Origin of the sequence: Chelatococcus sp. XZ-Ab1 (assembly GCF_029309855.1) — a bacterium.
Taxonomy (GTDB): Bacteria; Pseudomonadota; Alphaproteobacteria; order Rhizobiales; family Beijerinckiaceae; genus Chelatococcus_A; species Chelatococcus_A sambhunathii.
On the sequence record NZ_JARKII010000003.1, the window covers coordinates 248,085 to 273,436 of the forward strand.

Genomic DNA, 25,352 nt, shown 5'->3' on the forward strand with positions numbered 1-25,352 from the left:
GTCGTCACGACACGGTCTGCTGCTGTGCTGCCTGCAGCTCGCCGAGCTTCTGGCGGTAGAGCGCGGTGAAGTCGATCGGATCGATGAACAGGGGCGGGAAGCCGCCGTTGCGCACCGCATCGGCCACGATCTGCCGGGCGAACGGGAAGAGCAGCCGCGGGCATTCGATCATGACGACCGGATGCAGCTGATCCTTTGGGATGTTGCGCACGCGGAAGACGCCGCCGTAGGAGAGCTCAAAGGCGAAGAGCACGTCCTGGCCGATCTGCGCCTTGCCCTCGAGGGCGAGCGTGACCTCGAAATCGGTGTCGGAGAGCTGATTGGCGCCGACATTGACCTGGATCGAGATCTCGGGGCTCTGCTGCTGCGGGGCGAGGGAGCGCGGGGCGTTCGGGTTCTCGAAGGACAGGTCCTTGATGAACTGGGCAAGGGCGTTCAGCGATGGCGTCGTATCGGCGTTCGCTGCGCCGTTGGTCGGGTTGTCGGTCATGTCGAACTCCTCCGGGAGGAATGATGATTGTCTCGGGGTCGTGATCGGTTCACAGTAGCCGGGCCCTCCGTGGACCGCCCGAAGGGACGACCCCGGCGGAAAAGAACCGGAATGCTCGCACTCTGCGTCAGGACGACCGTTTTGTTGAGCCCGTGCGGGCTACCACGGAAGCATTTGGCAAACAAGGCAACTCGCGCGGGCGACCGCGGACTTGTCCGCACGCGGGGTGGATGTTACGAGCGCTCGCCCCCATATGCGAAGGTGGTTATCATTTCCGCGCCAACGCTGGACAGACGGGCAGACAACGGGGCTGCCCCCGGGCTTGAGACGACAGAGAGGCCATGCAGGACACCTTCGACATCACGACGATCGTCTTTCTCGCCCTGGCCGTGTTCGTCATCTGGCGGCTGCGCTCCGTCCTCGGTCAGCGCACCGGCAACGAAAGACCGCCGCAGGATCCCTTCGCACGCCGTGAGCAGGCGAAGCAGCCGGGTGAGGACAATGTCGTGCGCCTTCCGGGCGCCGCCAACGATCGGGGGGCGATGGCCGAGGTCGGCGCCCAGGCGCGGCCGGACCGCTGGGCCGGTGTGGCAGAGCCGGGCTCGCCCACCGCGCGCGGCTTCGATGCCATCGCCGCCGTCGAGCCGCAGTTCGACGCCCGCAGTTTCCTGGAAGGCGCGCGCCTTGCCTATGAGATGATCGTGACCAGCTTCGCCGCCGGCGACCGCAAGGCGCTCAAGGGCCTGCTGTCGCGGGACGTCTTCGAGGGCTTCGAGAAGGCCATCACCGATCGCGAGGCACGCGGCGAGAAGGTGGAGACCACCTTCGTCTCGATCGATGACGCCAAGGTTGAGCAGGTGGAGGTGCGTGGCAAGGCCGCCCAGATCACGGTGCGCTTCCTGTCCAAGCTGATCACGGCGACGCGCGACAAGGACGGCAAGGTCATCGACGGCGATCCGGAAACCGTGGCCGACGTGGTGGATGTCTGGACCTTTTCGCGCACCCTCGGGGCACGCGACCCCAACTGGCTGCTCGTGGCGACCGAATCCGGGCAATGAGCCCCGGGCGACAGGCAGCGAATGGTTTTCCTCCGTCCGGGAGGCGCGTGGCTTCCCGGATCGCTTGCGTTATCGTCCGGCGATCGCTCCCGATCCTTGCGGCACTTGCAGCATCGGCGTGCGACGCTGCCGCCGAGCCGAACGTGTTCGCTGGCGCGCGCCTTGTCGAGCGCAGCTACGCAGACCTGACCGGCTGGCGCAGCAACGCTCAGGCAATGGCGCTCGCCGCCTTCCGTCGCTCCTGCGCCGTCATGGTCGATACCGCCGCCGCCCGGCGCGCCACCGGCTTTCCGGCCGATGGCCTCGTACCGGCCTGCGCCGCGGCCCGGCGCCTGCCGCCTGAGGCTGGTGATGTCGAGGCGCGAGCCTTCTTCGAGGCCCATTTCGTGCCCTACCGTGTCGTGCCGCAGGCCGGGGACGGTTTTCTCACCGGCTATTTCGAGCCGGAGGTACAAGGTTCGCTGAAACCATCGGCCCGATTCACGACGCCGCTGCTTGCCCTGCCGGACGATCTCGTGCCTCTTGGCGACCGTGACGTCCCTGCCCATCTCGCCGGATTCGCGGCCGCACGCCAGACGCCGGACGGGCTCGCTCCCTACCATGACCGTGCCGCCATCGAGGACGGGGCGCTCGGGGCGCAGGCGCGCCCGCTCGTCTATCTCGACTGGATCGATGCCTTCTTCGTCCATGTCCAGGGATCGGCGCGGGTGCGCATCGGGCCGGGCGCAGAAGACGTCGTGCGCGTCGCCTATGCCGGCCGCAACGGTCATCCCTATGCGTCGCTCGGCAAGCTCGTCGTCGCCGAGACCGGTATTCCGCCTGAACAGATGACGGCGCCGGCCCTCATCGCCTGGCTTAGGGCCAATCCCGAGGCCGGCCGGCGTCTGATGCGCGAGAACCGGTCCTACATCTTCTTCCGCCGGGCGGACGAGCTTGATCCGGCCGAGGGGCCGCTCGGCGCCGGCATGACGCAGCTCATTCCCGGCCGCAGCCTCGCCGTCGACCGCACGCTCTGGCCCTACGGCCTGCCCGTCTGGGTGGAGGCGGAATTGCCCGAGCCCGGCAGCGAGGCCCTGCGTCCGCTGCGCCGTCTCTTCATCGCCCAGGACACCGGCACCGCCATCCGCGGCCCGGCCCGGGCCGACATCTTCTTCGGCAGCGGGCCCGCGGCCGGCGAAGCTTCCGGCATCGTTCGCCACGCGCCCTCCGCCTTCGTCGTGCTGCTGCCGAAGGGAAGCCTGCCCGCCGGCCGGGAGCGCAAGCCATGAGCCGTCGGCGCCGGCGCGAGCTGGACGAGGCCGAGTTGACCCTGTGGCGCCATGTTCTGAGGGACGTGAAGCCCCTGCCCGGCCGCGCCCTGCCGCCGCCGGAGGCGCCGAAGCCGCCACCTGCACCGCCCGAGGAGGCGGCGACGGCGACGATGGCCCTGCGCACCGCCGACACCGGAACGACGGGCCGTGGCCTCAAGACGAAAACCCTGCCGCTTGCGCCGCTGGAGCGGCGCCTGCGCCAAGCGCTCAACCGCGGCACGCGCGCCGTCGATGCCAAGATCGACCTGCACGGCCTGCGCCAGAGCGAGGCGCACGCCGCCCTGCGGGCTTTTTTGCTGCGGGAACAGGCGCGCGGCAGCCAGCTCGTCATCGTCGTCACCGGCAAGGGCGGTACCGAGGCTCATTCCGCCGATCTTTTCGGCGGCGAGCGCGGCGTGCTGCGGCGCCTGGTGCCGCAATGGCTGTCGCTGCCCGATCTGCGCGTCGTCGTGCTCGGCTTCGAGGAGGCCGGCCGCACTCATGGGGGCGCCGGCGCCCTCTACGTGCGCCTGCGCCGCCGCAAGAGCGCGGGAGGCACGCTGTGACGCCCTTCGGCGAGCGTGTGCGGGCGATGCGGGCCGAGCGCGGGCTGACGTTGAAGGACATGGCCGATGCGCTCGGCGTCTCCAGCGCCTATCTCTCGGCGCTCGAGCACGGCAAGCGGGGCCGGCCGAGTTGGCCGCTGCTGCAGGCCATCATCCAGTATTTCAACGTGATCTGGGACGAGGCGGACGAATTGCAGCGGCTCGCCGAACTCTCGGCGCCGCGCTCGGTCATCGACACCGCCGGCCTGTCGCCGCAGGCGACCGCCTTCGCCAACCGCCTCGCCGGCGAGATCGCCCAGTTGAGCGAGGAGGAGATCGCCTCCCTCGATGCCATTCTCGATGCGGCCCGCAAGCGCAGGTCCGGCCCTGCCGCTTGACCGCCCGCGGAGGAGCGGGCAAAGCGGAGCCGGTTCCCGGTTCTTCCCGAAAGGCTCCCATGTTCCATCATCGCTACGACGTGCTCGGCATCGGCAACGCCATCGTCGACATCATCGCCCATACTGACGAGGCCTTTCTCGTCAGCCAGAGCGTGCACAAGGGCGCGATGATCCTGATCGACGAGGCGCGGGCGCAAGCCCTGTACGAGGCCATGGGCCCGGCCGTGGTGATCTCGGGTGGCTGCGCGGCGAACACGGTGGCGGGGCTCGCCTCCTTCGGGGGGCACGGCGCCTTCATCGGCAAGGTGAAGACGGACGAGCTCGGCGGGCGCTTCACGCACGACATCCGCGCGCTCGGCATCCACTTCCCGACGGCGCCCGCGGCCAACGGCCCGGCGACGGCGCGCAGCATGATCCTGGTGACGCCGGACGGCGAGCGCACCATGAACACCTATCTCGGCGCCTGCCAGAACCTCACCCCGGCCGATATCGACCGCGATACGGTGGAAGCCTCCGGCATCGTCTATCTGGAAGGCTATCTCTGGGATCCGCCGGCGGCCAAGGAGGCCTTCGTCAAGGCGGCCGACATTGCCCACGGCGCCGGTGGCCGCGTCGCCATCACCCTGTCCGATTCTTTCTGCGTCGACCGCTACCGGGACGAGTTCCTGGCGCTGGTGCGCGATGGCAAGGTCGACATCGTCTTCGCAAACGAGCACGAATTGAAGAGCCTCTATCAGACGGCAGATTTCGACACGGCCGTCGCCGCCTTCCGCCGCGAGGGCGCGCTCGGCGTCGTCACCCGCTCGGAAAAGGGCTGCCTCGTCGTCGAGCGGGAGGAGACGGCGTCGGTGCCGGCCTTCCCCATCGACCGGCTCGTCGATACCACCGGCGCGGGCGATCTCTTCGCCGCGGGCTTCCTGTTCGGCCTCGCCCGCCACTACGACCACCGCACCTGTGCCCGCCTCGGCGCCCTCGCTGCGGCCGAGGTCATCCAGCACCTCGGCGCCCGCCCGCAGAGGAGTCTCAGGGACATGGCGATCGACAACGGCTTGCCGGTGGAGTGAAGGCCAGCCGAATCCGGCCTTGATGCCCGCATTCGACGCGGGCATCTATGCCTTTTGACCAGAAGCGTGCCGGCATGATTCACGTGAAACACCGTCGGCCGGCAGTCATTTGCCCGGCGCTCACAGCCGTCGCAGCGCCACTTCCTCGATGCGATGGTCCTCGCCCTTGCGCAGGATGAGGCTGGAACGCTGGCGCGTCGGCACGATGTTCTCGCGCAGGTTGACGAGGTTGATGCGCGACCAGAGCCGCTCGGCGGTGGCGAGCGCCTCTTCCTCGGTCACGTCGGCATATTTGCGGAAATAGGACTTCGGGTCGCGGAAGGCCGTCTCGCGCAGGCGCATGAAGCGCCGCACGTACCAGCTGTGCAGCAGCGCCTCCTCCGCATCGACATAGATCGAGAAGTCGAAATAGTCGGACACGAAGGGAATGGCCTTGCCGTCGCGCGGCATGCGAGCCGGCTGCAGCACGTTGAGGCCCTCGACGATGAGGATGTCCGGCCGGTCGACCGTCACCGTCTCGCCGGGCACGACGTCATAGACGAGGTGCGAATAGACTGGGGCGGAGACGTTGCGCTTGCCGGCCTTGATGTCGGCCAGAAAATGCAGCAGCGCCTGCGTGTCGTAGCTCTCGGGAAAGCCCTTGCGCTCCATGAGGTTGAGGCGCGTGAGCTCGGCATTCGGCAAGAGGAAGCCGTCCGTCGTCACGAGGTCGACCTTCGGCGTGTTCGGCCAGCGGGCGAGCAGTGCCTTCAGCACGCGTGCCGTCGTCGACTTGCCCGCGGCCACCGAGCCGGCGATGCCGATGATATAGGGCACCTTGCCGTCCTCCTCGGCGAGGAGGAAGCGCTGGGTCGCCCGGAAAAGCCCTTGCGTTGCAGCTACATAGAGCGAGAGCAGGCGCGACAGCGGCAGATAGATGGCGGCGACTTCGGCGAGCGAGATCGGATCGTTCAGCGACTGCAGGCGCACTACCTCCTCGGCGGTGAGCGTCAGCGGCGTGTCGGCGCGCAGCTTCGCCCATTCCTCGCGCGAGAAGGTGCGGTAGGGCGAGATGTTGTCTTCCAGCGGCACGAGGCCAGGCACGGGCTTGTCCATATGCGTCTCCCGTCCGGCGGGGCCGGCCGTTCCTACTTCTGCCGGGACGCCTTCTCCGCAAGGCCCGATTGTGCGGTGCGGCGTGCCAGCTCCTGCATGACATCCTGCAACGGCACGCCGCCGGCATGAAGTACGACCATCAGATGATAGAGCACGTCGGCCGCCTCGGCGACGAGCTGCTTTTTGTCGCCCGCGACGGCGGCGATCACCGCCTCGACGGCCTCTTCGCCGAACTTCTTGGCCGCCCGCCCTTGGCCGTCCGCGACGAGCCTGGCGGTATAGGATTCATCCGGGCTCGCCTTGGCGCGCTCGGCCACGATCCGTGCGAGGTCGTCGAGAGAAAAAGTGCCGCTCGAGAAAGTGCCGCTCATGGCTGGCCTCCGGCTCAGGTGTCGAGGCGCATGGGCAGGCCGGCCGCAGCCATGTGGCGCTTGGCCTCGCCGACGCTGTGCTGGCCGAAATGGAAGATCGAGGCCGCGAGCACCGCGCTCGCATGGCCCTCGCGCACGCCGGCCACGAGGTCGTCGAGCGTGCCGACGCCGCCCGAGGCGATGACGGGGACGGAGACGGCATCGGCAATGGCGCGCATCAGCGCAAGGTCATAGCCGGAGCGCGTGCCGTCCTTGTCCATGGAGGTGACGAGCAACTCGCCGGCCCCGAGCGAGACCACCTCGCGCGCAAAGGCGATGGCCTCGATGCCTGTCGCATTGCGGCCGCCGTGGGTGAAGATCTCCCACCGGCCCGGCCCGACGGCCTTGGCGTCGATGGCCACGACGATGCACTGGTCGCCGAACTTCTCGGCCGCTTCCTTCACGAAATCGCGATTCTTCACCGCCGCCGTGTTGATCGACACCTTGTCGGCACCGGCGAGCAGGAGTGCCCGGATATCGTCCACCGTGCGCACGCCGCCGCCGACGGTGAGCGGCATGAAGCAGGCCTCCGCCGTGCGCTGCACGACGTCGAGCAGGATGCCGCGATCCTCGTGGCTCGCGGTGATGTCGAGAAAGCACAGTTCGTCCGCGCCGGCCGCGTCATAGGCGATGGCGCATTCGACGGGATCGCCGGCATCGCGCAGGTCGAGGAACTTCACGCCCTTGACGACGCGGCCGTCCTTGACGTCGAGGCAGGGGATGACGCGGATCTTGAGCATCAGGCGGCCCTGCGGCTGGCGCGGATGAGCGCCATGGCCTCCGCCGGGTCGAGGCGCCCGTCGTAGAGCGCCCGGCCGCTGATGGCGCCGGCGATCTTCTGGCAGTCGGGCTGCAGCAGCCGGCGCACGTCCTCGATCGAGGCGAGCCCGCCCGACGCGATCACGGGGATCGACACCGCCTCGGCGAGGCGCAGCGTCGCCTCGATGTTGAGGCCCGTGAGGATGCCGTCGCGGGCGATGTCGGTATAGATGATGGCGGTGACGCCCGCGTCCTCGAAGCGGCGGCCGAGGTCCTCCGCCGTCATCTCCGAGGTCTGGGCCCAGCCCTCGACGGCGACGCGCCCGTCACGGGCATCGATCCCGACGGCGACGCCGCCCGGATGGCGCCGCGCCGCCTCGCGCACGAAATCGGGATCGCGCACCGCCGCCGTGCCGATGATGACGCGGCGGACGCCCTTCTCGAGCCAGCCCTCAACGGTGCGCAGGTCACGGATGCCGCCGCCGAGCTGCACCGGCAGCGCGATGCGGGCGAGGATGGCGTCGACCGCGGCGGCGTTCATCGGCCGGCCGGCGAAGGCCCCCTCGAGGTCGACCACGTGCAGCCATTCGAAGCCCTGCTCCGCGAAGCGCGCCGCCTGGTCGGCGGGGTCGTCGTTGAACACGGTGGCCTTGTCCATGTCGCCCTGGACGAGGCGCACGCACCGGCCTTCCTTGAGATCGATAGCGGGAAACAGGATCACGGGCGCCAACCGATGAAGTTCTTGATGAGGGCGAGACCGAGCTTCTGGCTCTTCTCCGGGTGAAACTGCGTGCCGGCGATATTGTCGCTGGCGACGGCCGCCGTCACCGGCCCGCCGTAGTCGGTCACTGCGACGAGATCGTCGGCATCCGCCGGCGTGAGCGCGTAGGAATGCACGAAATAGGCGTGCCAGCCGTCCGCCCCCGTCGGGATTCCGGCGAGGAGCGGATGGGCGCGCCGCACGTCGAGCGTGTTCCAGCCCATGTGCGGGATCTTGAGCGCGGTGTCGGCCGGCGCGATGGCCGCGACATCGCCGCCGATCCAGTCGAGGCCCGCCGTCGTCTCGTATTCGAGGCCGCGTGTGGCGAGAAGCTGCATGCCGACGCAGATGCCGAGGAAGGGCCGGCCGCGGCCGCGCACCGTCTCTTCGAGCGCCTCGACCATGCCCGGCACCGCATTGAGCCCGCGGCGGCAGTCGGCGAAGGCGCCGACGCCGGGCAGCACGATGCGCTCGGCCCGGCGCACCGCGTCGGGGTCGCTGGTGACGCTCACGCGCGCGTCGCTGCCGGCCTCGCGGGCCGCGCGCTCGAAGGCCTTGTGCGCCGAATGCAGGTTGCCGGAGCCGTAGTCGATGATGGCGATGGTCGGCGCTGCGCTCATGGCCGGCGCTCCGTTTCAGGGAAGAGGCCGATGACCGGCGCCTCGCGCGCCGGGGCCGGCATGGCGGGCGCGGCGATGGGGCCGCGCGGGGCCGGCGCCGGCGCTTCCCGTGACAGCCAGCGGGCGAAGGCGCGCACCTCGGCGCTTTCGAGATCGTCGGCGACGACCGCGTCGACGGCGGCGAGGCCGCGTCGTTCCAGCGCCCGGCGCCGGAAGGCATTGGCCTCGAGCGCGAGGAGCACGGCAAGGAGGATGCCGAGCAGCGTCGTCACCCCCTGCGACAGGTTGAAGACCCGCCCGGCGGCGGCCACGAGCACGGACGCCCCGAGGGCCGCGAGCGCGCCGAGCCACAGACGGTTCCAGAGGAACCAGACGAGCGGGAAGATCAGCGCCCACCAGGCGATGCCGTCCTTGACGATGACGGCCTCGTCGAGCGCGCGGGCATCGCCCGGTTGCGCGCCCGCCGGCAGGTGCAGGGTATAGACCGCCATGGCGTCCTCTACAGGGATCCCTTGGTCGAGGGTACGCGGCCCTCCTCGCGCGGATCGAGAGCCACGGCGCGGCGCAGCGCGCGGGCGAGGCCCTTGAAGCAGCTCTCCGCAATATGGTGCTGGTTGTCGCCGTAGAGCGTCTCGACGTGCAATGTGATGCCCGCATTCATGGCGAAAGCCTGGAACCACTCGCGCACCAGCTCCGTGTCGAAGGTGCCGATCTTGTCGCGGGCAAAGGCCGTGCGGAAGACGAGAAAGGGCCGGCCCGAGATGTCGAGCGCGACGCGCGTCAGCGTCTCGTCCATGGGCAGGTGGACGTCGGCATAGCGCGCGATGCCGCGCTTGTCGCCGAGGGCCTGCACGAAGGCCTGGCCCAACGCAATGGCGCTGTCCTCCACCGTGTGGTGGTCGTCGATATGCGTGTCGCCGGTGACGGAGACGGTGAGGTCGAAGAGCGCATGGCGGGCCAGGAGATCGAGCATGTGGTCGAGAAAGCCGACCCCGGTCGCGATCTCGGCCTTGCCCGCGCCGTCGAGGGCGAGCTTCACCGAAACGTCCGTCTCGCTCGTGCGGCGTGACACGCTGGCGGTGCGCATGGGTTCTCATCTCCGTCAGAGCCGCTGTCGCGGCGCACGCGCCTTCTAGCAAGCGACGCCGCCCGGCGCCACCCTGCGCTTCGTCGCGCCCGCCCGTCACCCGGCCCTTCTGTTGCGGGCGGCGTTGGCCGACGGGCGAAAAACGCCTACATGAAGGCGATGTTGCGGGATGATCGACCGGTCGCCGGCACGTCGGATACCGGCGCGAGGGAATGGTGAACTTGATGCAGACAGCGGCGGACGGGCAGTTTCACGCGACGACCATCCTCATGGTCCGCAAGGACGGGCGCACCGTGATCGGCGGCGACGGCCAGGTGAGCCTCGGCCAGACGGTGATCAAGGGCAACGCCCGCAAGGTGCGCCGCCTCGCCAAGGGCGCGGTCATCGGCGGCTTCGCCGGCGCGACGGCGGACGCCTTCACGCTGTTCGAGCGGCTGGAGGCCAAGCTCGACCAGTTCCCCGGTCAGCTGATGCGCGCCTGCGTCGAACTCGCCAAGGACTGGCGCACCGACCGCTACCTGCGCCGCCTCGAGGCGATGATGCTGGTGGCCGACCAGAACATCGGCCTCCTCCTGTCGGGCACCGGCGACGTGCTGGAGCCGGAGGCGATCCACGGCACCTCCATCATGGCCATCGGCTCCGGCGGCAATTATGCGCTCGCGGCGGCGCGAGCGCTTGCCGACAGCACCCACGATGCCGAGGAGATCGTGCGCCGCTCGCTCGCCATCGCCGCGGACATCTGCGTCTACACCAACGGCAACCTCGTCATCGAGACCCTGGAGAACGCCTGAGGCATGGCCGCGTCCCCCTATTCCTTTGAGCCGGTGACGGAGGCGGATCTCGGCCTCCTCGGACGCTGGATCGCGACGCCGCATGTCGCGGCCTGGTGGGGCGAGGTCGAGAGCGAGGTGGCGGGCATCCGGTCCGATCTGGCCGACCCGGCCATGGAGGCCTTCATCGTCGCCCATGCCGGGCGGCCAATCGGTTTCCTGCAGAGCTACGTGGTGCATGCCGAGCCAGGGCACCCCTATGCCGACCAGCCGCCGGGCGCGCGCGGCATCGACCAGTTCATCGGCGAGGCCGACATGGTCGGCCTAGGCCACGGCACGGCCTTCATCCGCCGCTTCTGCGAGATGCTGGAGAGCAAAGGCGTGCCACGGATCGTGACGGATCCGAATCCAACGAACGCCCGGGCTATCCGGGCCTATGAAAAGGCCGGCTTCCGGCCGCTCGAGGAAAGAGATACGCCCTTCGGCCGCGTGCTTCTCATGGCGCGCGACGGTGCGGCGCAACGAGGACAGCAATGACCAACTTCTCCCCCCGCGAGATCGTTTCCGAGCTCGACCGCTACATCGTCGGGCAGAAGGAGGCCAAGCGCGCCGTCGCCATCGCGCTGCGCAATCGCTGGCGGCGCCAGCAGCTCGAGGGGCCGCTGCGCGAGGAGGTCCTGCCCAAGAACATCCTCATGATCGGCCCGACCGGCTGCGGCAAGACGGAGATCTCCCGCCGGCTCGCGCGGCTCGCAAATGCGCCGTTCCTCAAGGTGGAGGCGACGAAGTTCACCGAGGTCGGCTATGTCGGCCGTGACGTCGAGCAGATCGTGCGCGACCTCCTCGAGGTTGGCATCTCCCTCGTCAAGGAGGCGCGGCGCAAGGACGTGGAGGCGAAGGCCCAGCTCGCCGCCGAGGAGCGGGTGCTCGATGCGCTCGTCGGCGCCACCGCCAGCCAGGCGACGCGCGATTCTTTCCGTCGCAAGCTCAGGGCGGGTGAGCTCGACGACAAGGAGGTCGAGATCGAGCTGCAGACGCAGGGCGCCGGTTTGCCCATGTTCGAACTGCCCGGCATGCCTGGCGCCTCTGTCGGCGCCATCTCGCTGGGTGACATCTTCGGCAAGGGCTTCGGCACCCGCACCAAGCCGCGGCGCTTGAGCGTGCGCGACGCCTACGAGCCGCTCGTGGCGGAGGAGAGCGACAAGCTCATCGACCAGGACCAGATCGTGCAGGAGGCGATCCGCGAGGTCGAGAACAACGGCATCGTCTTCCTCGACGAGATCGACAAGATCTGCGCCCGTGAGGGCCGCGGCGGGGCGGACGTCTCGCGCGAGGGCGTGCAGCGCGACCTCCTGCCGCTCATCGAAGGCACGACGGTCTCGACCAAGCACGGGGCGGTGAAGACCGATCATATCCTCTTCATCGCCTCCGGCGCCTTCCATGTGGCGAAGCCGTCGGACCTCCTGCCCGAACTGCAGGGCCGCCTGCCCATCCGCGTCGAACTGTCCTCGCTCGACGAGGCCGACTTCCGCCGCATCCTGACGGAGACGGAGGCGAGTCTCGTCAAGCAGGCGGTCGCCATGATGGCGACGGAGGGCGTGACGCTCGCCTTTACCGATGACGCCATCGACGCGCTCGCCCATATCGCGGTCGAAGTGAACCGGACCGTGGAGAACATCGGCGCCCGCAGGCTGCAGACCGTCATCGAGCGCGTGCTCGACGACATCTCGTTCACGGCGCCCGATCGCGGCGGCGAGACGGTGACGATCGACGGCGATTATGTGCGTCGCGAGGTCGGGGAACTCGCCCAGAATGCCGACCTCAGCCGCTTCATCCTCTGATCGGTCCGGCGCCGAATCGATTTGTCGCGGGCAGCGGCGGTGAGCGCGCCCGCGGCCGAAACGGCCTCCCCGCTGCCCCGCGCGGGGCTTCTCGTCGGGCTCGGCGCGGCCGGCTCGCGCATCCTCGGCTTCGTTCGCGACGTCGCCATCGCCGCCGTCATCGGCGCCGGCCCGGTGGCCGATGCCTTCCTCGTTGCCTTCCGCCTGCCCAATCTCGTGCGCCGCGTCCTCGCCGACGGCGGGCTGAACGGCGCCTTCGTGCCCCTCCTCCTGCGCATCGGCGCGGAGCGGGGGCCAGCGGCCGGCAGACGTTTCGCGGCCGAATCGATCGTCGCGACGGCCCTTCTCGGCCTCGTGCTCGTTGCACTCGTCGCGCTTTTCGCCCCGCTCGTCGTCCTGACGCTGGCGGCGGGCTATGCCGGCGGGGACGAGCGCCTGCCGCTCGCCGCGTCCTACTTGCGGCTGGCCGCCCCCTTCATCGGCTTTTCGCTCATCGCGGCGCTGCTGACGGCGCTCCTGTCGGCTGAGCGGCGCTTTGCCGCCGTCGCCGCGATCGCGCTCGCGGCCAATGTCGTGCTCCTCGTCTTGCTGGCCGTCCTGTCCGGTCTTGCGCTCGACGAGGCGCGGGCGGCGACCTGGCTTGCGCTCGGCGTCGGCCTCTCGGGGCTTCTGCAGCTCGTCGCCGTGATGGGGGCCTGTCGCGGGGTATGGCCGGGTCTTGCCCGGCCGCGCTGGAGCCCCGACATGCGGCGGCTCTTCGCCCTGAGCGGCCCGGCCCTCGTGGCCAATGCCGCGCCGCAGCTCATGGCCGTGGCGGCGACGCAGCTCGCCTCGGCCATACCCTCGGCCGTGTCCTGGTTCTACTATGCCGAGCGGCTGTTCCAGCTGCCGCTCTCCTTCGTGTCGCTCGCGGCCGGCATGGTCGTCCTGCCCGAGATCGCCGCCCGGGCGGCCGGTGCAGATGCGCGCCGTGCCATGGCCGCCCGTGCCGGCGAGGCGGCGCTCGCCCTGTCCCTGCCGGCTGCCGCCGCCTTCCTCGTGCTCGCCGAGCCGATGGCGGTGGTGCTGTTCGTTCGTGGCGCGTTCTCCGCGCATGATGCGACCATGACCGCCGATGCCTTGCGGGCGCTCGCCGTCGGCCTGCCGGCGGCGGCACTGGCGCGCGTCTTCATGCAGGCGGCCTTTGCCGAGGGCGACATGCGCGTGCCGGTCATGGCGACGCTCGGCGGCATCGCCGCCACCCTTCTGGCAGGCGTGGCCCTGAAAGGCCTGCCCGGCGCCACCGGCGTCGCGCTCGCGATGTCCGCCGGGCTTGCGGTGAATGCGGCCCTGCTCCTTCTCTCCCCTGCCGTACGGCGGGCCGCGGCGGTGCTCGATGCCGGCCGCATCTTGCGCCTCGTGCTGGCGAGTGCCGTCATGGCCGCGGCGGTGGCCGGCCTCGCCGCATCGGGTGCCGACAACCTGACGCCGACGGGCAATGGAATCCTTAGCCTTGCCCTCCTCGCCGCCATCTGCCTCGCCGGCCTCGCGATCTACGGCGCCCTGTGCCTCGCCCTGCGGGTCGACCCGCGCCGGCTCCTGCGCCATTGAGCGCGCCGCATCTTGCGCGAAGCGCCCGGCATTGCGATAAGGCCGCGCCTCGTGTCAGGGGAGCAGGCAATGGCGGTTTTCAAGGAACGGGTGTTTTCCGGGGTACAGCCGACGGGCAATCTCCATCTCGGCAATTATCTCGGCGCCATCTCGCGCTTCGTGCCGCTGCAGGAAAGATACGACTGCATCTATTGCGTCGTGGACATGCACGCCATCACCGTGCCGCAGGATCCGAAGGAACTGCGCCGGCAGATCCGCGAGGTGACGGCGGCCTTCCTCGCGGCGGGCATCGATGCCGAGCGGCACATCGTGTTCAACCAGAGCCAGGTGGCCGAGCACGCCGAACTCGCCTGGATCTTCAACTGCATCGCCCGCATCGGCTGGCTGAACCGCATGACGCAGTTCAAGGAGAAGGCCGGCAAGGACCGCGAGAATGCCTCCGTCGGGCTCTATGCCTATCCGACCCTGATGGCTGCCGACATCCTCGCCTATCGGGCCACGCACGTGCCTGTCGGCGAGGACCAGAAACAGCATCTCGAGCTGACGCGCGACGTCGCTCAGAAGTTCAACAACGATTATGCCGCGGCCATCGCCGAGAACGGCCACGGCGACGCCTTCTTCCCGCTCACCGAGCCGCTGATCCAGGGGCCGGCAATGCGTATCATGTCGCTGCGCGACGGTTCCAAGAAGATGTCGAAGTCGGACCCCTCCGACTATTCGCGCATCAACCTGACCGACGATGCCGACGCCATCGCCCAGAAAATCCGCAAGGCCAAGACCGATCCGGAACCGCTGCCGAGCGAGGAGGCCGGGCTCCAGAGCCGGCCCGAGGCGGCGAATCTCGTCGGCATCTTCGCCGCCCTCAAGGGTGTGGAGAAATCGCAGGTGCTGCGCGAGTTCGGAGGCGCCCAGTTCTCCTCCTTCAAGGGCGCGCTGGTCGACCTTGCCGTGGAGAAGATGGGGCCCATCGGCGCCGAGATGAAGCGCCTGGTCGCCGATCCCGGCCATATCGACGCTGTGCTCGGCAAGGGGGCGGAGCGGGCGCGCGTCATCGCGCGCGAGACGCTTGATGCCGTCTATGACATCGTCGGCTTCATTCGTTCCGCGCGTAACAGTTGATCCGCGCTGCGCCGCTTGGCAGCATCGGGGCACAAGCGGCGGACACGAGGCGGTGGTCGATGACCGGAAAGCGGCGGCGATCCTATGAAGCAGGCCATCGCGCCAAGTTCCTGGTGGTGGTGGACGACACGCCCGAGTGCGACCGGGCCATCTATTTCGCCGCCCGCCGGGCGGCGCGCACCGGCGTATCGGTAACGCTGCTTAGCGTGGTTCCGCCGGGGGAATACCAACACTGGCTCGGCGTGGGCGAGCTCATGCAGGCCGAGGCCGTGGAAGAGGCGAACGAATTCCTCGACGCGGCGAGCGCCCGTGTGCGCGACATCGCCGGCCTCGAGCCCGAGCGTGTCGTCCTCGTCGGCAACAAGTCCGAGGAGATCGTCCGTCATATCGAGGAGGACGAGGACATTGCCCTCCTCGTGCTTGCTGCGGGTACCGGCTCGGAAGGGCCCGGGCCGCTCGTCTCGATGATGGCGGGCAAGGCGGCGGCGAGTTTCCCCATCCCCGTCGCCATCGTGCCGGGCCATCTCACCGACGAGGAAATCGACGCGCTCGCCTGAGCGACCCGCGCCGAACCTTGCGCCAGACAAAAGAACCGCCACATTGAAGGGTGTATTGTCTGTTGGAACGGTTCTAAGGAATGAGCCAACAGCCGCTGCATTGTCACCGCCGGTTCTTGACCCGGTCGCGTGAGGAGAGATCTGAATGTTCATCCAGACCGAAGCCACGCCGAATCCGGCGACCCTCAAGTTCCTGCCTGGACGCACCGTCCTGCCCGAGGGTACGCTCGACCTGCGCTCGGGCGAGGACGCCTCGCGCTCGCCGCTGGCCGAGCGACTGTTCGCCATCGATGGCGTGGCTGCCGTCTTCTTCGGCCACGACTTCATCACAGTGACCAAGACGGGCGGCGAGTGGCAGCACCTGAAGCCGGCCATCCTCGGCGCCATCATGGAGCATTTCATGTCGGGCGCGCCGCTCCTGCGCGAGGATGCCGGCGTCGATACGGACGAGGCGGACGAGTTCTTCGCCGAGGAGGATGCCGCCACCGTCGAGACCATCAAGGAACTGCTCGAGACGCGCGTGCGCCCTGCTGTGGCAGGCGACGGCGGCGACATCACCTTCCGCGGCTATCGCAACGGCGTGGTCTATCTCGCGATGAAAGGCTCCTGCTCGGGCTGCCCCTCCTCGACGGCGACGCTCAAGCACGGCATCCAGAATCTCCTGCAGCACTTCCTGCCCGACGTGCGCGAGGTCGAGGCCGTGTGAAGGCTTGAGGCCAAGCTCGGGGCCCGACCACTAAAAACGGTTGCCAGCGCCGCGCGCGGCGATCTAGAGGACGTGCCAGCGAGGGAGACTTCAGTTTGCGCGTTCTCGGCATCGACACGGCGCTCGGCGCCTGTTCCGCCTGCGTTCTCGACGGCAGCACCGTCCTTGCAGAAGAAACCATGGTGCTGGCGCGCGGCCATGCCGAGGCACTGCTGCCGCTCGTCGAGCGCGTCATGGCGGCCGTGCCGGGCGGCTTCGAAACGCTCGATCGGGTCGCGGTCACCGTGGGCCCCGGCAGCTTCACGGGCCTGCGTGTCGGCATCTCGGCGGCCCGGGCCATCGGCCTTGCCGCCGGCGTCCCGGTCGTCGGTGTCACCACCTTGTCGGCCTTCCTCGCGCCGCTGGTCGCGGCTGGCGGCAACCGCCTCAACGCTGCGGCCATCGATGCGCGCCATGGCCATCTCTACTTCCAGTGCATCGCTGCCGGCGGGCGCACTATCGTCCCGGCCCGTCATGTCTCGGTGCGCGATGCTGCCCGCGTCATCGGCTCGGGCCCCATGACCATCGCCGGCTCCGGCGCGGCGATCCTCGGTCACGAGTTGCGCAATCTGGGTGTCGACGCCAAGATCGCCGATGCCGAGATCGCGCCGCACATCGCCTGGGTGGCGCGGCTCGGCATGGCCGCCGACCCGGCGACGGCCTTGCCCAAGCCCGTCTACCTGCGCGCCCCCGATGCCAAGCCGCAGGAACACATGCGCATTCCCCGGCGTTGAGCCATCGGTGATAATCGGCGCGCCATGATTCTCGACCGCTGGCTGGGCCGTGCTTCATCCTCCTTTCCCGCAGCCTTCGTCAGGCCACTGTCGCCTGCCGACGCGGCCGCGGTCGCGGCGATCCACGCCACCTCCTTTGCCCGCGGCTGGGAGGCGAGCGAGTTCGAACGGCTCATCGCCGCAGGCAGCAACGTGGCGGAGGGCGTCCTTGCGGCGGACAGCCGGGCCCTCGACGGCTTTGCTCTGTCGCGCGTGGCCGCCGACGACGCGGAGATCCTGACCATCGCCGTCGCCGAGGCGCGGCGGGGCCGGGGGCTTGCCCGCCATCTCCTCGCCCATCACCTCGGCTCGCTCGCTGGGCGCGGCGCTCGGCGCATCTTCCTCGAGGTCGAGGCCGAGAATGGTCCGGCACTGGCGCTCTATCGGCGCTTCGGTTTCGAGGAGGTCGGCCGGCGCGACGGCTATTATCGCAAGGGGGACGGCAGCACGGCGACGGCCCTCGTCATGGCGCGCGACCTGCCGTGAGCCGTAGTCCGGCCGGCATGGACGCGCGTCTTCCGGCTTCCTATAAGAGCGGGATGATCAGGAAAGGGAGGCGGGCCGTTTGGCGGGGGTGAAGCGCAGACTGCAAGGCAACGTCATCGAACGCGCCTGCGTCGCCCGCGGGATGCGCATGACCGGGCCGCGCCGCGTGATCGCCAAGGTGCTCGGCGATGCCGACGACCATCCCGACGTCGTCGAGCTGCACCGCCGTGCCGCGGCCGTGGACGAGCGCATTTCGCTGTCCACCGTCTACCGCACTGTCAAGCTCTTCGAGGACAAGGGCATCATCGAGCGCCACCAGTTTGGCGACGGCCGCGCGCGCTACGAGCGCGCGCCGAAGGAGCACCACGACCACCTCATCGACATGAATACCGGCGACGTCATCGAGTTCCACTCCGAAGAGATCGAGCGGCTCCAGGCCGAGATCGCGCGGCGCCTCGGCTACCGCCTGGTGCACCATCGGCTCGAGCTCTATGCCGTGCCGCTCGAGGACGAGGCGGACTGAACCGGCCATGCTGTCGCTGCGGGGCATTCTGCGCCTGTCGCTCATCGTGCCGGCGACGCTCGTCGGCATTCCGCTGCAGGCGCTCGCGGTCAGGCTCGACAGCCGGGCGGCGCGCCTCATCCCCCTCGTCTACCACCGCTTCATCTGCCGCGTTCTCGGCATCCGCATCAAGGTGGCGGGCCGGCCACCCAACGGCCGCGAGGCGGCCCTCATCCTCGCCAACCACATCTCGTGGCTCGATATTCCCGTCATCTCGACGCTGACGCCGCTCTCCTTCATCGCCAAGGCCGAGGTGAACGGCTGGCCGGTCGTCGGCCTGCTCGCCCGGCTGCAGCGCACGGTCTTCATCGACCGCACGCGCCGCAAGGCGACGGCGGCAACCAATGTCGAGGTGGCGCACAGACTGCGCCGGGGCGATGCCATGGTGCTCTTCGCGGAGGGCACCACGGGCGACGGCTTGCGGATCCTGCCCTTCCGCTCCGCCCTCGTGGGGGCCGCGCGCGACGCCGTGACCGATGCCGAGGCGCCTGCGTCCGAGATCGTGCTACGGCCTCTTGCCATCACCTATGTCGGCCGCCACGGCCTGCCGCTCGGCCGCAACGAGCGGCCCGCCATTGCCTGGCACGGGGACATGGAGCTGGCGCCGCATCTTGCCGCGGTCGTCTCCGGAGCGCCGTTCGACGTGCGCATCACCTGGGGTGAGCCCATCGCCTTCAACGGCGGCACGGACCGCAAGGCGGCGACGAAAGCGGCCGAGGACGTGGTGCGCGCGGCGGCGCGGGCGGCGCGGGCAAGCGGCCCCTGAGGCCGCGGGTCACGTCATTCATCCGCCGTCTGCCGGGGCCAATCTTGCCTTGCCTATTCTCTCCGGAGGCGAGAAGCCTTAAACAGAGGGACGGGCCGGTCGGCCCGGAGCCTTGAGTCGAAAGCGGGTGACAGGCAGACACGTGAAGAAGGTTTTCGTCAAATCCTACGGCTGTCAGATGAACGTCTACGATGCGGAGCGCATGGCGGACGCCCTGGCAGCCAAGGGCTATGTGGAGGCCCGAACGGCGGAGGACGCCGATCTGGTCATCCTCAATACCTGCCACATCCGCGAAAAGGCCGCCGAAAAGGTCTATTCGGAGCTCGGCCGCCTGCGCGAGATGAAGAAGGAGCGAGCGACCGAGGGGCGCCAGACGCAGGTCGTCGTCGCCGGCTGCGTGGCCCAGGCCGAGGGTGGCGAGATTGTGCGCCGCGCGCCCGTCGTCGACCTCGTGGTCGGGCCGCAGAGCTATCATCGCCTGCCCGAGCTTCTCGCCGAGGCGAGCGCGCGCCCCGGCGTCGTCGACACGGAATTCCCGGCCGAGGACAAGTTCGACCATCTGCCGGCCCCCGCACGGGAGAAGATCCGCGCCCGTGGCGTCTCGGCCTTCCTCACCGTGCAGGAGGGTTGCGACAAGTTCTGCACCTTTTGCGTCGTGCCCTACACGCGTGGCGCCGAGGTCTCCCGCCCCGTCGCCAAGATCCTCGCCGAGGCCGAGCGGCTCGCCGGGGCGGGTGTACGCGAGATCACCGTCATCGGCCAGAACGTCAACGCCTATCACGGCGAGGGGCCGGACGGGCGCGACTGGACGCTCGGCATGCTGCTCGAACGCCTGGCCGAGGTGCCGGGGCTGGCCCGCCTCCGCTACACCACGAGCCATCCGCGTGACATGGACGAGACGCTGATCGCCGCCCATCGCGACCTGCCGGCGCTGATGCCCTATCTCCACCTGCCGGTGCAGGCAGGATCCGACGCAATCCTTGCCGCCATGAATCGCCGCCACACCGGCGACGAGTACCGGCGCATCATCGACGCCGTGCGCAAGGCACGGCCGGACATCGCGCTGTCGTCCGATTTTATTGTGGGCTTTCCCGGCGAGAGCGACGCGGATTTCGAGGCCACCATGCGCCTCGTCGCCGACATCGGCTTCGCCAGCGCCTATTCCTTCAAGTACAGCCCGCGCCCCGGCACGCCGGCGGCGGAGATGGAGGGGCAGGTGCCCGAGCCCGTCAAGGCCGAGCGGCTCGCGCGCCTGCAGGCCGCTCTCGACGAGGACCGGCGCGCGTTCAACGCCGCGACCGTCGGGCGCACGGTCGATGTCCTCATCGAGCGGCCCGGGCGCCATGCCGGCCAGCTCGCCGGCAAGTCGCCCTATCTGCAGGCGGTGCAGCTCGAGACCGAGGGCCTCACCGTCGGCGACATCGTCCCGGTCGAGATCGTCGGGACGGCCCCCAACAGCCTGTTCGGCCGGCTCGCCGCCGGCCCGCCCGAGGAGAGGGCGAGCGCAGCCTAGGACGCGAGGAGAACGAGCTTGAAGCCAGACGATGGTCTGCCGCAGCGTCAGGTGAAGGACAGGTCGCAGGCCTTTGGCGGCGGCCGCGATGCCCCGGAGATCAAGATCGCCTTCGAAGACAACCGACTCGCCAGCGTCGTCGCCGGCCAGTACGACCAGAACCTTGCCCATCTCGAGCGACGTCTCGGCGTGCTCGCCAACGCCAACGGCAACCACATCGTCATCCGCGGCACGAGCGAGGCGGCCGAGCAGGCGCGCCGCGTGCTGCAGAGCCTCTACGAGCGGGCGCGCGCCGGCGAGATCGTCTCCCTCGGCGACGTCGACGGCGCCATCGCCGAGAGCGCCCGCCAGGGCTCGCTCTTCCCGCCGGCGGATGAGGCACAGCAGCGCTCGACGTTCGAGCAGATTGCGACCCGCAAGCGCGGCGCCGTCAGGGCGCGGAACGCGGCGCAGGACGCCTATCTGCGCCTGCTGCGGCGCTGCGAGCTCGTCTTCGCCGAGGGGCCGGCCGGCACCGGCAAGACCTGGCTCGCCGTCGGCCATGCCGTCTCGCTCCTCGAGCAGGGCGTCGTCGAGCGGCTCGTCCTGTCGCGCCCGGCAGTGGAGGCAGGTGAGCGCCTTGGCTTCCTGCCCGGCGACATGCGCGAGAAGGTCGATCCGTACCTCAGGCCGGTCTACGATGCGCTCTACGACTTCATGGAGGCGCGCCATGTCGAGCGCGGCCTGTCCACCGGCGTCATCGAGATCGCGCCGCTCGCCTTCATGCGCGGGCGTACGCTCACCAATGCTGCGATCCTGCTCGACGAGGCGCAGAATTGCACGTCAATGCAGATGAAGATGTTCCTGACCCGCCTCGGCGAGGGCTCCCGCATGATCGTCACGGGCGACCCTTCGCAGATCGACCTGCCGCCCGGGCAAGTGTCGGGCCTCGTCGAGGCGGTGCGTATCCTCGACGGCTTCGAAGGTATCGGCCGCATCACCTTCAAGGAGGCGGATGTCGTACGGCACGAGCTCGTGCGGCGCATCGTCAAGGCTTATGACGAGGTCGGCCGGGGGATCTGAGCGTGAACGGCGCCCATATCGACATCGCCGTCGAAAGCGAGGGCTGGGACGAGTTGGCCGGCGCGGATGCGCTCGTGGCACGTGCGGCGCAGGCGACGCTCGATGCCGGCGGGCGTCCGGTCGCGCCGGGCGCCGAGGTGAGCGTCGTCCTTGCGGACGACAAGACCGTGCGCGCGCTCAACGCCCGCTGGCGCGGCAAGGACAAGGCGACGAACGTCCTGTCCTTCCCCGCCTGCCCCCCTCAACAACTGGCCTCGGCACCCCATATCGGCGATGTCATCATCGCCTACGAGACGACGCGGCGGGAGGCGGACGAGGAGGGCAAGACGCTGGCCGACCACCTTTCCCATCTCGTCGTGCATGGGATGCTGCATCTTCTCGGTTATGATCATGAGACCGATGGCGAGGCCGAGGAGATGGAAGGTCTCGAAATCCGCATTCTGGCGGGGCTCGGCATCGCCGATCCTTACGCCGGTGCGGCCTTGGGCGAGTGAAGGGTGGCGGGCCCGTTCCGCCCCAAAGTCGTTGTTTGTGCATGAAGCGCCTGCGACGGGGCCGCGGCCCTTGGCGTACATGCTCCTGGAGCCAAGAAGGACGATGAGCGAGGATCGAAGTTCGAGCGAGGAAGCGAGGCCCGCTCCACAGGGGCGGGATGGAGAGCATGAAAGCTGGATAGAGCGGCTACTCACGGGCCTCAGACTGAAGGCCGGCCCCTCGATCCGCGAGGATCTCGCGGATGCGCTCGACACCAACCTGCCCGGCGGAGAATTCACGCCGATCGAGCGTTCCCTGCTCAAGAACGTCCTGTCGCTGCGCGAGTTGCGTGTCAACGACGTGATGGTGCCGCGCGCCGACATCGTCGCCGTGCAGGCTTCCGCGACCCTCGCGAGCGTGCTGCACCTCTTCCGCACGGCCGGCCATTCGCGCATTCCCGTCTACGGCGAGAATCTCGACGAGCCGCTCGGCATGGTGCACATCCGTGATTTCGTCGACTATATCGCCGCGCGAGCTGAGACGGCGGGTCGCGAGCGCCTGCGCCGGAATGTCGGCCGCGGCCGTGGCGATGCGCCGGTGGAGGTGCAGGCCCAGGCCGTGCGACTCGGCGTCGACCTCGAGGCCCCGCTCTCGCGCGCCAGCATCCTGCGCCCGGTGCTCTTCGTGCCGCCGTCCATGCCGGCCATGGACCTGCTCGTGAAGATGCAGACGACGCGCACGCATATGGCCCTCGTCATCGACGAATATGGTGGCACCGATGGCCTCGTCTCGATGGAGGACATCGTTGAGATGATCGTGGGCGACATCGAGGACGAGCACGACGACGAGGAGGCCTCGCAGATCGTCGCCGACGGCGACGAACGCTGGATCATCGATGCGCGCGCCAGCCTCGAGGACGTCTCGGAGGCTCTCGGCGTCGAACTCGCCGACGCTGATATCGCCGAGGAGGTCGATACGCTCGGCGGCCTCATCGTCACCCTCGCCGGCCGCGTGCCGGTACGCGGCGAGCTTGTGCCGGGGCCCGAAGGCCTCGAATTCGAGATTCTCGATGCCGATCCGCGCCGCCTGAAAAAGATCCGCATCCACAAGGTCAGGACCGAGCCGGCCCTGGTGCGCCGCGCGGCCCGCAGGGCCGAGGGCGGGGCGGAAGAGGCGCCTGCGCCCGTGACGGAAGACAACGTGACTGCGGCGCGGGATGCGCTGGAGGACCAGAAGCCGGGAGCCGCCGCTTGACGCTCGCCGGCTTCGCGCGCGGCGTCGTCCTGTCCTGGGGATGGCGACGGCGCCTGACGGCCTTCGCCGCGGGGGGGCTCGCCGCCCTCGCCATGCCGCCTTTCGGGCTCTGGCCCGTGCTCGCCGTCAGCCTGCCGCTCGCCGTCTGGCTCATTGACGGGGCGGGTGGGCGCACGCCGATGCGCACCGTGCTGGCGGCCGCGGCGACCGGCTGGTGGTTCGGCTTCGGCTATTTTCTCGCCGGCCTGTGGTGGCTCGGCGCCGCCTTCCTGGTGGAGGCGGACGAGTTCGCCTGGGCGTTGCCGCTCGGCGTCGTCGGCCTGCCCGCGGGGCTCGCCTTCTTCTATGCTCTCGGCTTCGGCCTCGCCCGGCTCATCTGGTCTCCCGGCCCGGCGCGCATCCTCGCCCTCGCCACGGGCCTTGCCGTTGCCGAATGGCTGCGCGGCCACATCCTCACGGGCTTTCCCTGGAACAGCCTCGGCATGGCCCTCGGCCAGCAGCTGCACCTGGCGCAGGTGGCGTCCCTCGTCGGGCTCTACGGCCTGACGGTGCTTGCGGCGGCGATTCTCGCGGCACCGGCGACCCTCGCCGACGACGGCGGGCACTGGCGTCGTGCGGGGCCGACGGTCGCCGGCCTGCTCGTCCTCGCCGCCATGGCCGGCTACGGATTGTGGCGGCTGCCCGGAAGCCCCTCACCGACCGTGCCGGGCGTTGCGTTGCGCATCATGCAGCCAAACCTGCCGCAGGATGCCAAGTTCCGTCCCGAGAACCGGGAGGCGATCCTCAACCGCTATCTTGCGCTCAGCGACAACGGGCCCGCCGTGCAGGGTGACGGCGTCGCGCCTGCCGGTGCGGCTCGGGGCATGGATGGCGTCACCCATCTCGTCTGGCCCGAAAGCGCCTTTCCATTCCTTCTCGCGCGCGACCCCGATGCCCTTGGCGCCATCGCGGCGCTTCTGCCGCCCGGGGCTGTGCTCGTCACGGGCGCCGCGCGGGCGATGGAGCCGCTCCCCGGCGAGACGAGCCTGCGCTTCTTCAATGCGGTCCAGGTCGTCGACGACGAAGGCCGCATCACCGGCATCTACGACAAGGTTCACCTTGTCCCCTTCGGCGAATACCTGCCGCTGGACGGGCTGCTGCGCCGTCTGGGCCTGCGCCAGTTCGTGCATGCGCCGGGCGGCTTCGAGGCCGGGCGCGAGCGAACCGTCCTACCGGTGCCGGGCCTGCCGCCGGTGGCGGCGCTCATCTGCTACGAGGCGATCTTTCCGGGCGCGGTGGTGCCGCAGGACGGCACGCGTCCCGGCGTTCTGATCAATGTCACGAACGATGCCTGGTTCGGTGAGACGCCCGGCCCCTACCAGCACATGGCGCAAGCCCGGCTACGCAGCATTGAGGAAGGTATTCCTCTCGTGCGGGCGGCCAACACCGGCATCTCGGCGGTCGCCGACGGCTACGGCCGGGTCATCGCCTCGCTGCCGCTGGGGACGGAGGGGATTCTCGATGCCCCCTTGCCTGAAGCGCTGTCACCGACGATTTATGCCCGGCTCGGGGATGTGGTATTCTGGTTCTTCACCTTGAGTGTAGCCGCCGGCGCGATGACCGCACGGCGACATGGCCGGGTGGGCCGCGACGAACGGACGGGAAGACCATGAGAACAGCGCCTGCGAGCGTCAAGAAAGTCCCCAATCCGATCGACAAGCACGTCGGCAGTCGCGTGCGCATGCGACGCATGTTCGTCGGCATGAGCCAGGAAAAGCTTGGCGAATCCCTCGGCCTGACTTTCCAGCAGGTGCAGAAGTACGAAAAGGGCACGAACCGCATCGGCGCGAGCCGCCTCCAGCAGATCGCCAAGGTGCTCGGCGTGCCGGTAGAGTTTTTCTTTGACGGCGCGCCGGCGGCGGACGGCGTCATCGGCGGTGGCTTCGCCGAGGCGCCATCCTCGAGCTATGTGTCCGACTTCCTGTCGACGAGCGAGGGCGTGCAGCTCACCAAGGCCTTCATCCGCATCAAGGACGCGAAGGTGCGCCGGCGCATCGTCGACCTCGTCGTCGCTCTCGCCGATACGGAAGGCGAGGACGCTTGACGCCGTCCGTTTCGTTCGCTCTATCGAACCCGTCCGTCATTCCATCTTGACCCTGTGCGTCCGGGCTGTCACAACACCTCGCCTTTGGGCCAGAGCCCGTTCCGACCGGACTGCGATGCAATCCGGTCTGTAACACGGTCTCTTTCCTGGAGCTCGGAGACGGGCCTTGGCGTGTGACGAAA

General features: G+C 69.2%; 30 protein-coding genes. 22 read left to right on the forward strand and 8 right to left on the reverse strand.

Features of this window, described 5'->3' with window-relative positions; genetic code table 11:
- Positions 1-4: 4 nt before the first annotated feature.
- Positions 5-490, reverse strand: a complete 486-nt coding sequence (secB, locus tag P2T65_RS07000) for a protein-export chaperone SecB (RefSeq protein WP_055459509.1) — start codon at positions 488-490, stop codon at positions 5-7.
- 341 nt (positions 491-831) lie between these two features.
- Between secB and P2T65_RS07005 the strand changes: the two genes are divergently transcribed.
- The 5 genes from P2T65_RS07005 to P2T65_RS07025 all read left to right on the forward strand — a co-directional run bounded on the left by P2T65_RS07005 (position 832) and on the right by P2T65_RS07025 (position 4,844).
- The gene (locus P2T65_RS07005) at positions 832-1,548 is read left to right on the forward strand and encodes a Tim44/TimA family putative adaptor protein (protein WP_276199478.1); all 717 of its coding nucleotides are present in this window, start codon (positions 832-834) and stop codon (positions 1,546-1,548) included.
- 143 nt (positions 1,549-1,691) lie between these two features.
- Complete coding sequence (locus P2T65_RS07010; RefSeq protein ID WP_276199479.1) at positions 1,692-2,816, forward strand: MltA domain-containing protein; 1,125 nt, start codon at positions 1,692-1,694, stop codon at positions 2,814-2,816.
- Positions 2,813-3,403, forward strand: coding sequence for a Smr/MutS family protein (locus tag P2T65_RS07015; RefSeq protein ID WP_055459511.1), 591 nt, complete (start codon positions 2,813-2,815; stop codon positions 3,401-3,403). The genes P2T65_RS07010 and P2T65_RS07015 overlap by 4 nt, the downstream gene beginning before the upstream one ends.
- Positions 3,400-3,780 carry a helix-turn-helix transcriptional regulator gene (locus P2T65_RS07020; RefSeq protein WP_055459512.1) on the forward strand — a complete coding sequence of 127 codons (381 nt, stop codon included), beginning with the start codon at positions 3,400-3,402 and terminating at the stop codon, positions 3,778-3,780. Before P2T65_RS07015 ends, P2T65_RS07020 begins: the two co-directional genes overlap by 4 nt.
- A 59-nt stretch (positions 3,781-3,839) precedes the next feature.
- On the forward strand, positions 3,840-4,844 hold the full coding sequence (locus tag P2T65_RS07025) for an adenosine kinase (RefSeq protein WP_055459513.1): 1,005 nt from the start codon (positions 3,840-3,842) through the stop codon (positions 4,842-4,844).
- Between the two features lie 120 nt (positions 4,845-4,964).
- Here P2T65_RS07025 and coaA read toward each other — a convergent pair whose 3' ends face one another.
- Genes coaA through hisB form a run of 7 tightly spaced genes read right to left on the reverse strand, consistent with a single transcriptional unit; the run spans position 4,965 to position 9,575 of the window.
- Positions 4,965-5,939 (reverse strand): type I pantothenate kinase, encoded by a 975-nt coding sequence (coaA, locus tag P2T65_RS07030; RefSeq protein WP_055459646.1) that lies wholly within the window; start codon positions 5,937-5,939, stop codon positions 4,965-4,967.
- A gap of 32 nt (positions 5,940-5,971) precedes the next feature.
- Entirely contained in the window at positions 5,972-6,310 is a 339-nt protein-coding gene (locus tag P2T65_RS07035) for a phosphoribosyl-ATP diphosphatase (RefSeq protein WP_071923069.1), read from the reverse strand.
- A 14-nt stretch (positions 6,311-6,324) separates the two neighbouring features.
- Positions 6,325-7,089 carry an imidazole glycerol phosphate synthase subunit HisF gene (gene hisF / locus P2T65_RS07040; protein WP_276199480.1) on the reverse strand — a complete coding sequence of 255 codons (765 nt, stop codon included), beginning with the start codon at positions 7,087-7,089 and terminating at the stop codon, positions 6,325-6,327.
- On the reverse strand, positions 7,089-7,838 hold the full coding sequence (gene hisA, locus P2T65_RS07045) for a 1-(5-phosphoribosyl)-5-[(5-phosphoribosylamino)methylideneamino]imidazole-4-carboxamide isomerase (protein WP_276199481.1): 750 nt from the start codon (positions 7,836-7,838) through the stop codon (positions 7,089-7,091). Before hisA ends, hisF begins: the two co-directional genes overlap by 1 nt.
- Entirely contained in the window at positions 7,826-8,488 is a 663-nt protein-coding gene (gene hisH, locus P2T65_RS07050; protein WP_276199482.1) for an imidazole glycerol phosphate synthase subunit HisH, read from the reverse strand. The genes hisA and hisH overlap by 13 nt, the downstream gene beginning before the upstream one ends.
- Positions 8,485-8,979, reverse strand: a complete 495-nt coding sequence (locus tag P2T65_RS07055; protein WP_055459517.1) for a DUF2628 domain-containing protein — start codon at positions 8,977-8,979, stop codon at positions 8,485-8,487. The genes hisH and P2T65_RS07055 overlap by 4 nt, the downstream gene beginning before the upstream one ends.
- 8 nt (positions 8,980-8,987) lie before the next feature.
- Positions 8,988-9,575: an imidazoleglycerol-phosphate dehydratase HisB gene (gene hisB / locus P2T65_RS07060; protein ID WP_055459518.1), complete on the reverse strand. Its 588-nt coding sequence runs from the start codon at positions 9,573-9,575 to the stop codon at positions 8,988-8,990.
- A gap of 224 nt (positions 9,576-9,799) precedes the next feature.
- On the opposite strand from hisB, the gene hslV reads away from it, so the two are divergent.
- The 17 genes from hslV (at position 9,800) to P2T65_RS07145 (ending at position 25,170) form a co-directional block, all read left to right on the forward strand.
- Positions 9,800-10,366 (forward strand): ATP-dependent protease subunit HslV, encoded by a 567-nt coding sequence (gene hslV, locus P2T65_RS07065; protein ID WP_063186922.1) that lies wholly within the window; start codon positions 9,800-9,802, stop codon positions 10,364-10,366.
- A gap of 3 nt (positions 10,367-10,369) precedes the next feature.
- Positions 10,370-10,882 carry a GNAT family N-acetyltransferase gene (locus P2T65_RS07070; protein ID WP_276199483.1) on the forward strand — a complete coding sequence of 171 codons (513 nt, stop codon included), beginning with the start codon at positions 10,370-10,372 and terminating at the stop codon, positions 10,880-10,882.
- Entirely contained in the window at positions 10,879-12,186 is a 1,308-nt protein-coding gene (hslU, locus tag P2T65_RS07075) for an ATP-dependent protease ATPase subunit HslU (RefSeq protein ID WP_276199484.1), read from the forward strand. Before P2T65_RS07070 ends, hslU begins: the two co-directional genes overlap by 4 nt.
- A 39-nt stretch (positions 12,187-12,225) precedes the next feature.
- The gene (gene murJ / locus P2T65_RS07080) at positions 12,226-13,776 is read left to right on the forward strand and encodes a murein biosynthesis integral membrane protein MurJ (protein ID WP_276199485.1); all 1,551 of its coding nucleotides are present in this window, start codon (positions 12,226-12,228) and stop codon (positions 13,774-13,776) included.
- A gap of 69 nt (positions 13,777-13,845) precedes the next feature.
- Positions 13,846-14,895 carry a tryptophan--tRNA ligase gene (gene trpS / locus P2T65_RS07085; RefSeq protein ID WP_055459521.1) on the forward strand — a complete coding sequence of 350 codons (1,050 nt, stop codon included), beginning with the start codon at positions 13,846-13,848 and terminating at the stop codon, positions 14,893-14,895.
- A 59-nt stretch (positions 14,896-14,954) separates the two neighbouring features.
- Positions 14,955-15,452, forward strand: coding sequence for a universal stress protein (locus P2T65_RS07090; protein WP_055459522.1), 498 nt, complete (start codon positions 14,955-14,957; stop codon positions 15,450-15,452).
- A 145-nt stretch (positions 15,453-15,597) separates the two neighbouring features.
- The gene (locus tag P2T65_RS07095; RefSeq protein ID WP_055459523.1) at positions 15,598-16,158 is read left to right on the forward strand and encodes a NifU family protein; all 561 of its coding nucleotides are present in this window, start codon (positions 15,598-15,600) and stop codon (positions 16,156-16,158) included.
- A 95-nt stretch (positions 16,159-16,253) separates the two neighbouring features.
- Positions 16,254-16,931: a tRNA (adenosine(37)-N6)-threonylcarbamoyltransferase complex dimerization subunit type 1 TsaB gene (gene tsaB / locus P2T65_RS07100; RefSeq protein WP_019403607.1), complete on the forward strand. Its 678-nt coding sequence runs from the start codon at positions 16,254-16,256 to the stop codon at positions 16,929-16,931.
- Between the two features lie 24 nt (positions 16,932-16,955).
- On the forward strand, positions 16,956-17,456 hold the full coding sequence (gene rimI / locus P2T65_RS07105) for a ribosomal protein S18-alanine N-acetyltransferase (RefSeq protein ID WP_055459524.1): 501 nt from the start codon (positions 16,956-16,958) through the stop codon (positions 17,454-17,456).
- A gap of 148 nt (positions 17,457-17,604) precedes the next feature.
- Positions 17,605-17,979, forward strand: a complete 375-nt coding sequence (locus tag P2T65_RS07110; RefSeq protein WP_245280536.1) for a transcriptional repressor — start codon at positions 17,605-17,607, stop codon at positions 17,977-17,979.
- Between the two features lie 7 nt (positions 17,980-17,986).
- On the forward strand, positions 17,987-18,784 hold the full coding sequence (locus tag P2T65_RS07115; protein ID WP_055459525.1) for a lysophospholipid acyltransferase family protein: 798 nt from the start codon (positions 17,987-17,989) through the stop codon (positions 18,782-18,784).
- Positions 18,785-18,926: 142 nt separating this feature from the next.
- A complete protein-coding gene (miaB, locus tag P2T65_RS07120; protein ID WP_063186823.1) occupies positions 18,927-20,297 on the forward strand; it encodes a tRNA (N6-isopentenyl adenosine(37)-C2)-methylthiotransferase MiaB in 1,371 nt (456 codons plus the stop codon).
- Positions 20,298-20,348: 51 nt separating this feature from the next.
- Positions 20,349-21,359: a PhoH family protein gene (locus P2T65_RS07125; RefSeq protein ID WP_276199535.1), complete on the forward strand. Its 1,011-nt coding sequence runs from the start codon at positions 20,349-20,351 to the stop codon at positions 21,357-21,359.
- A 2-nt stretch (positions 21,360-21,361) separates the two neighbouring features.
- A complete protein-coding gene (ybeY, locus tag P2T65_RS07130) occupies positions 21,362-21,853 on the forward strand; it encodes an rRNA maturation RNase YbeY (RefSeq protein WP_186438011.1) in 492 nt (163 codons plus the stop codon).
- A 103-nt stretch (positions 21,854-21,956) separates the two neighbouring features.
- Positions 21,957-23,087, forward strand: a complete 1,131-nt coding sequence (locus tag P2T65_RS07135) for a hemolysin family protein (protein ID WP_055459528.1) — start codon at positions 21,957-21,959, stop codon at positions 23,085-23,087.
- Positions 23,084-24,739, forward strand: coding sequence for an apolipoprotein N-acyltransferase (lnt, locus tag P2T65_RS07140; protein WP_055459529.1), 1,656 nt, complete (start codon positions 23,084-23,086; stop codon positions 24,737-24,739). Before P2T65_RS07135 ends, lnt begins: the two co-directional genes overlap by 4 nt.
- On the forward strand, positions 24,736-25,170 hold the full coding sequence (locus P2T65_RS07145; protein ID WP_055459530.1) for a helix-turn-helix transcriptional regulator: 435 nt from the start codon (positions 24,736-24,738) through the stop codon (positions 25,168-25,170). The genes lnt and P2T65_RS07145 overlap by 4 nt, the downstream gene beginning before the upstream one ends.
- Positions 25,171-25,352 lie beyond the last annotated feature (182 nt).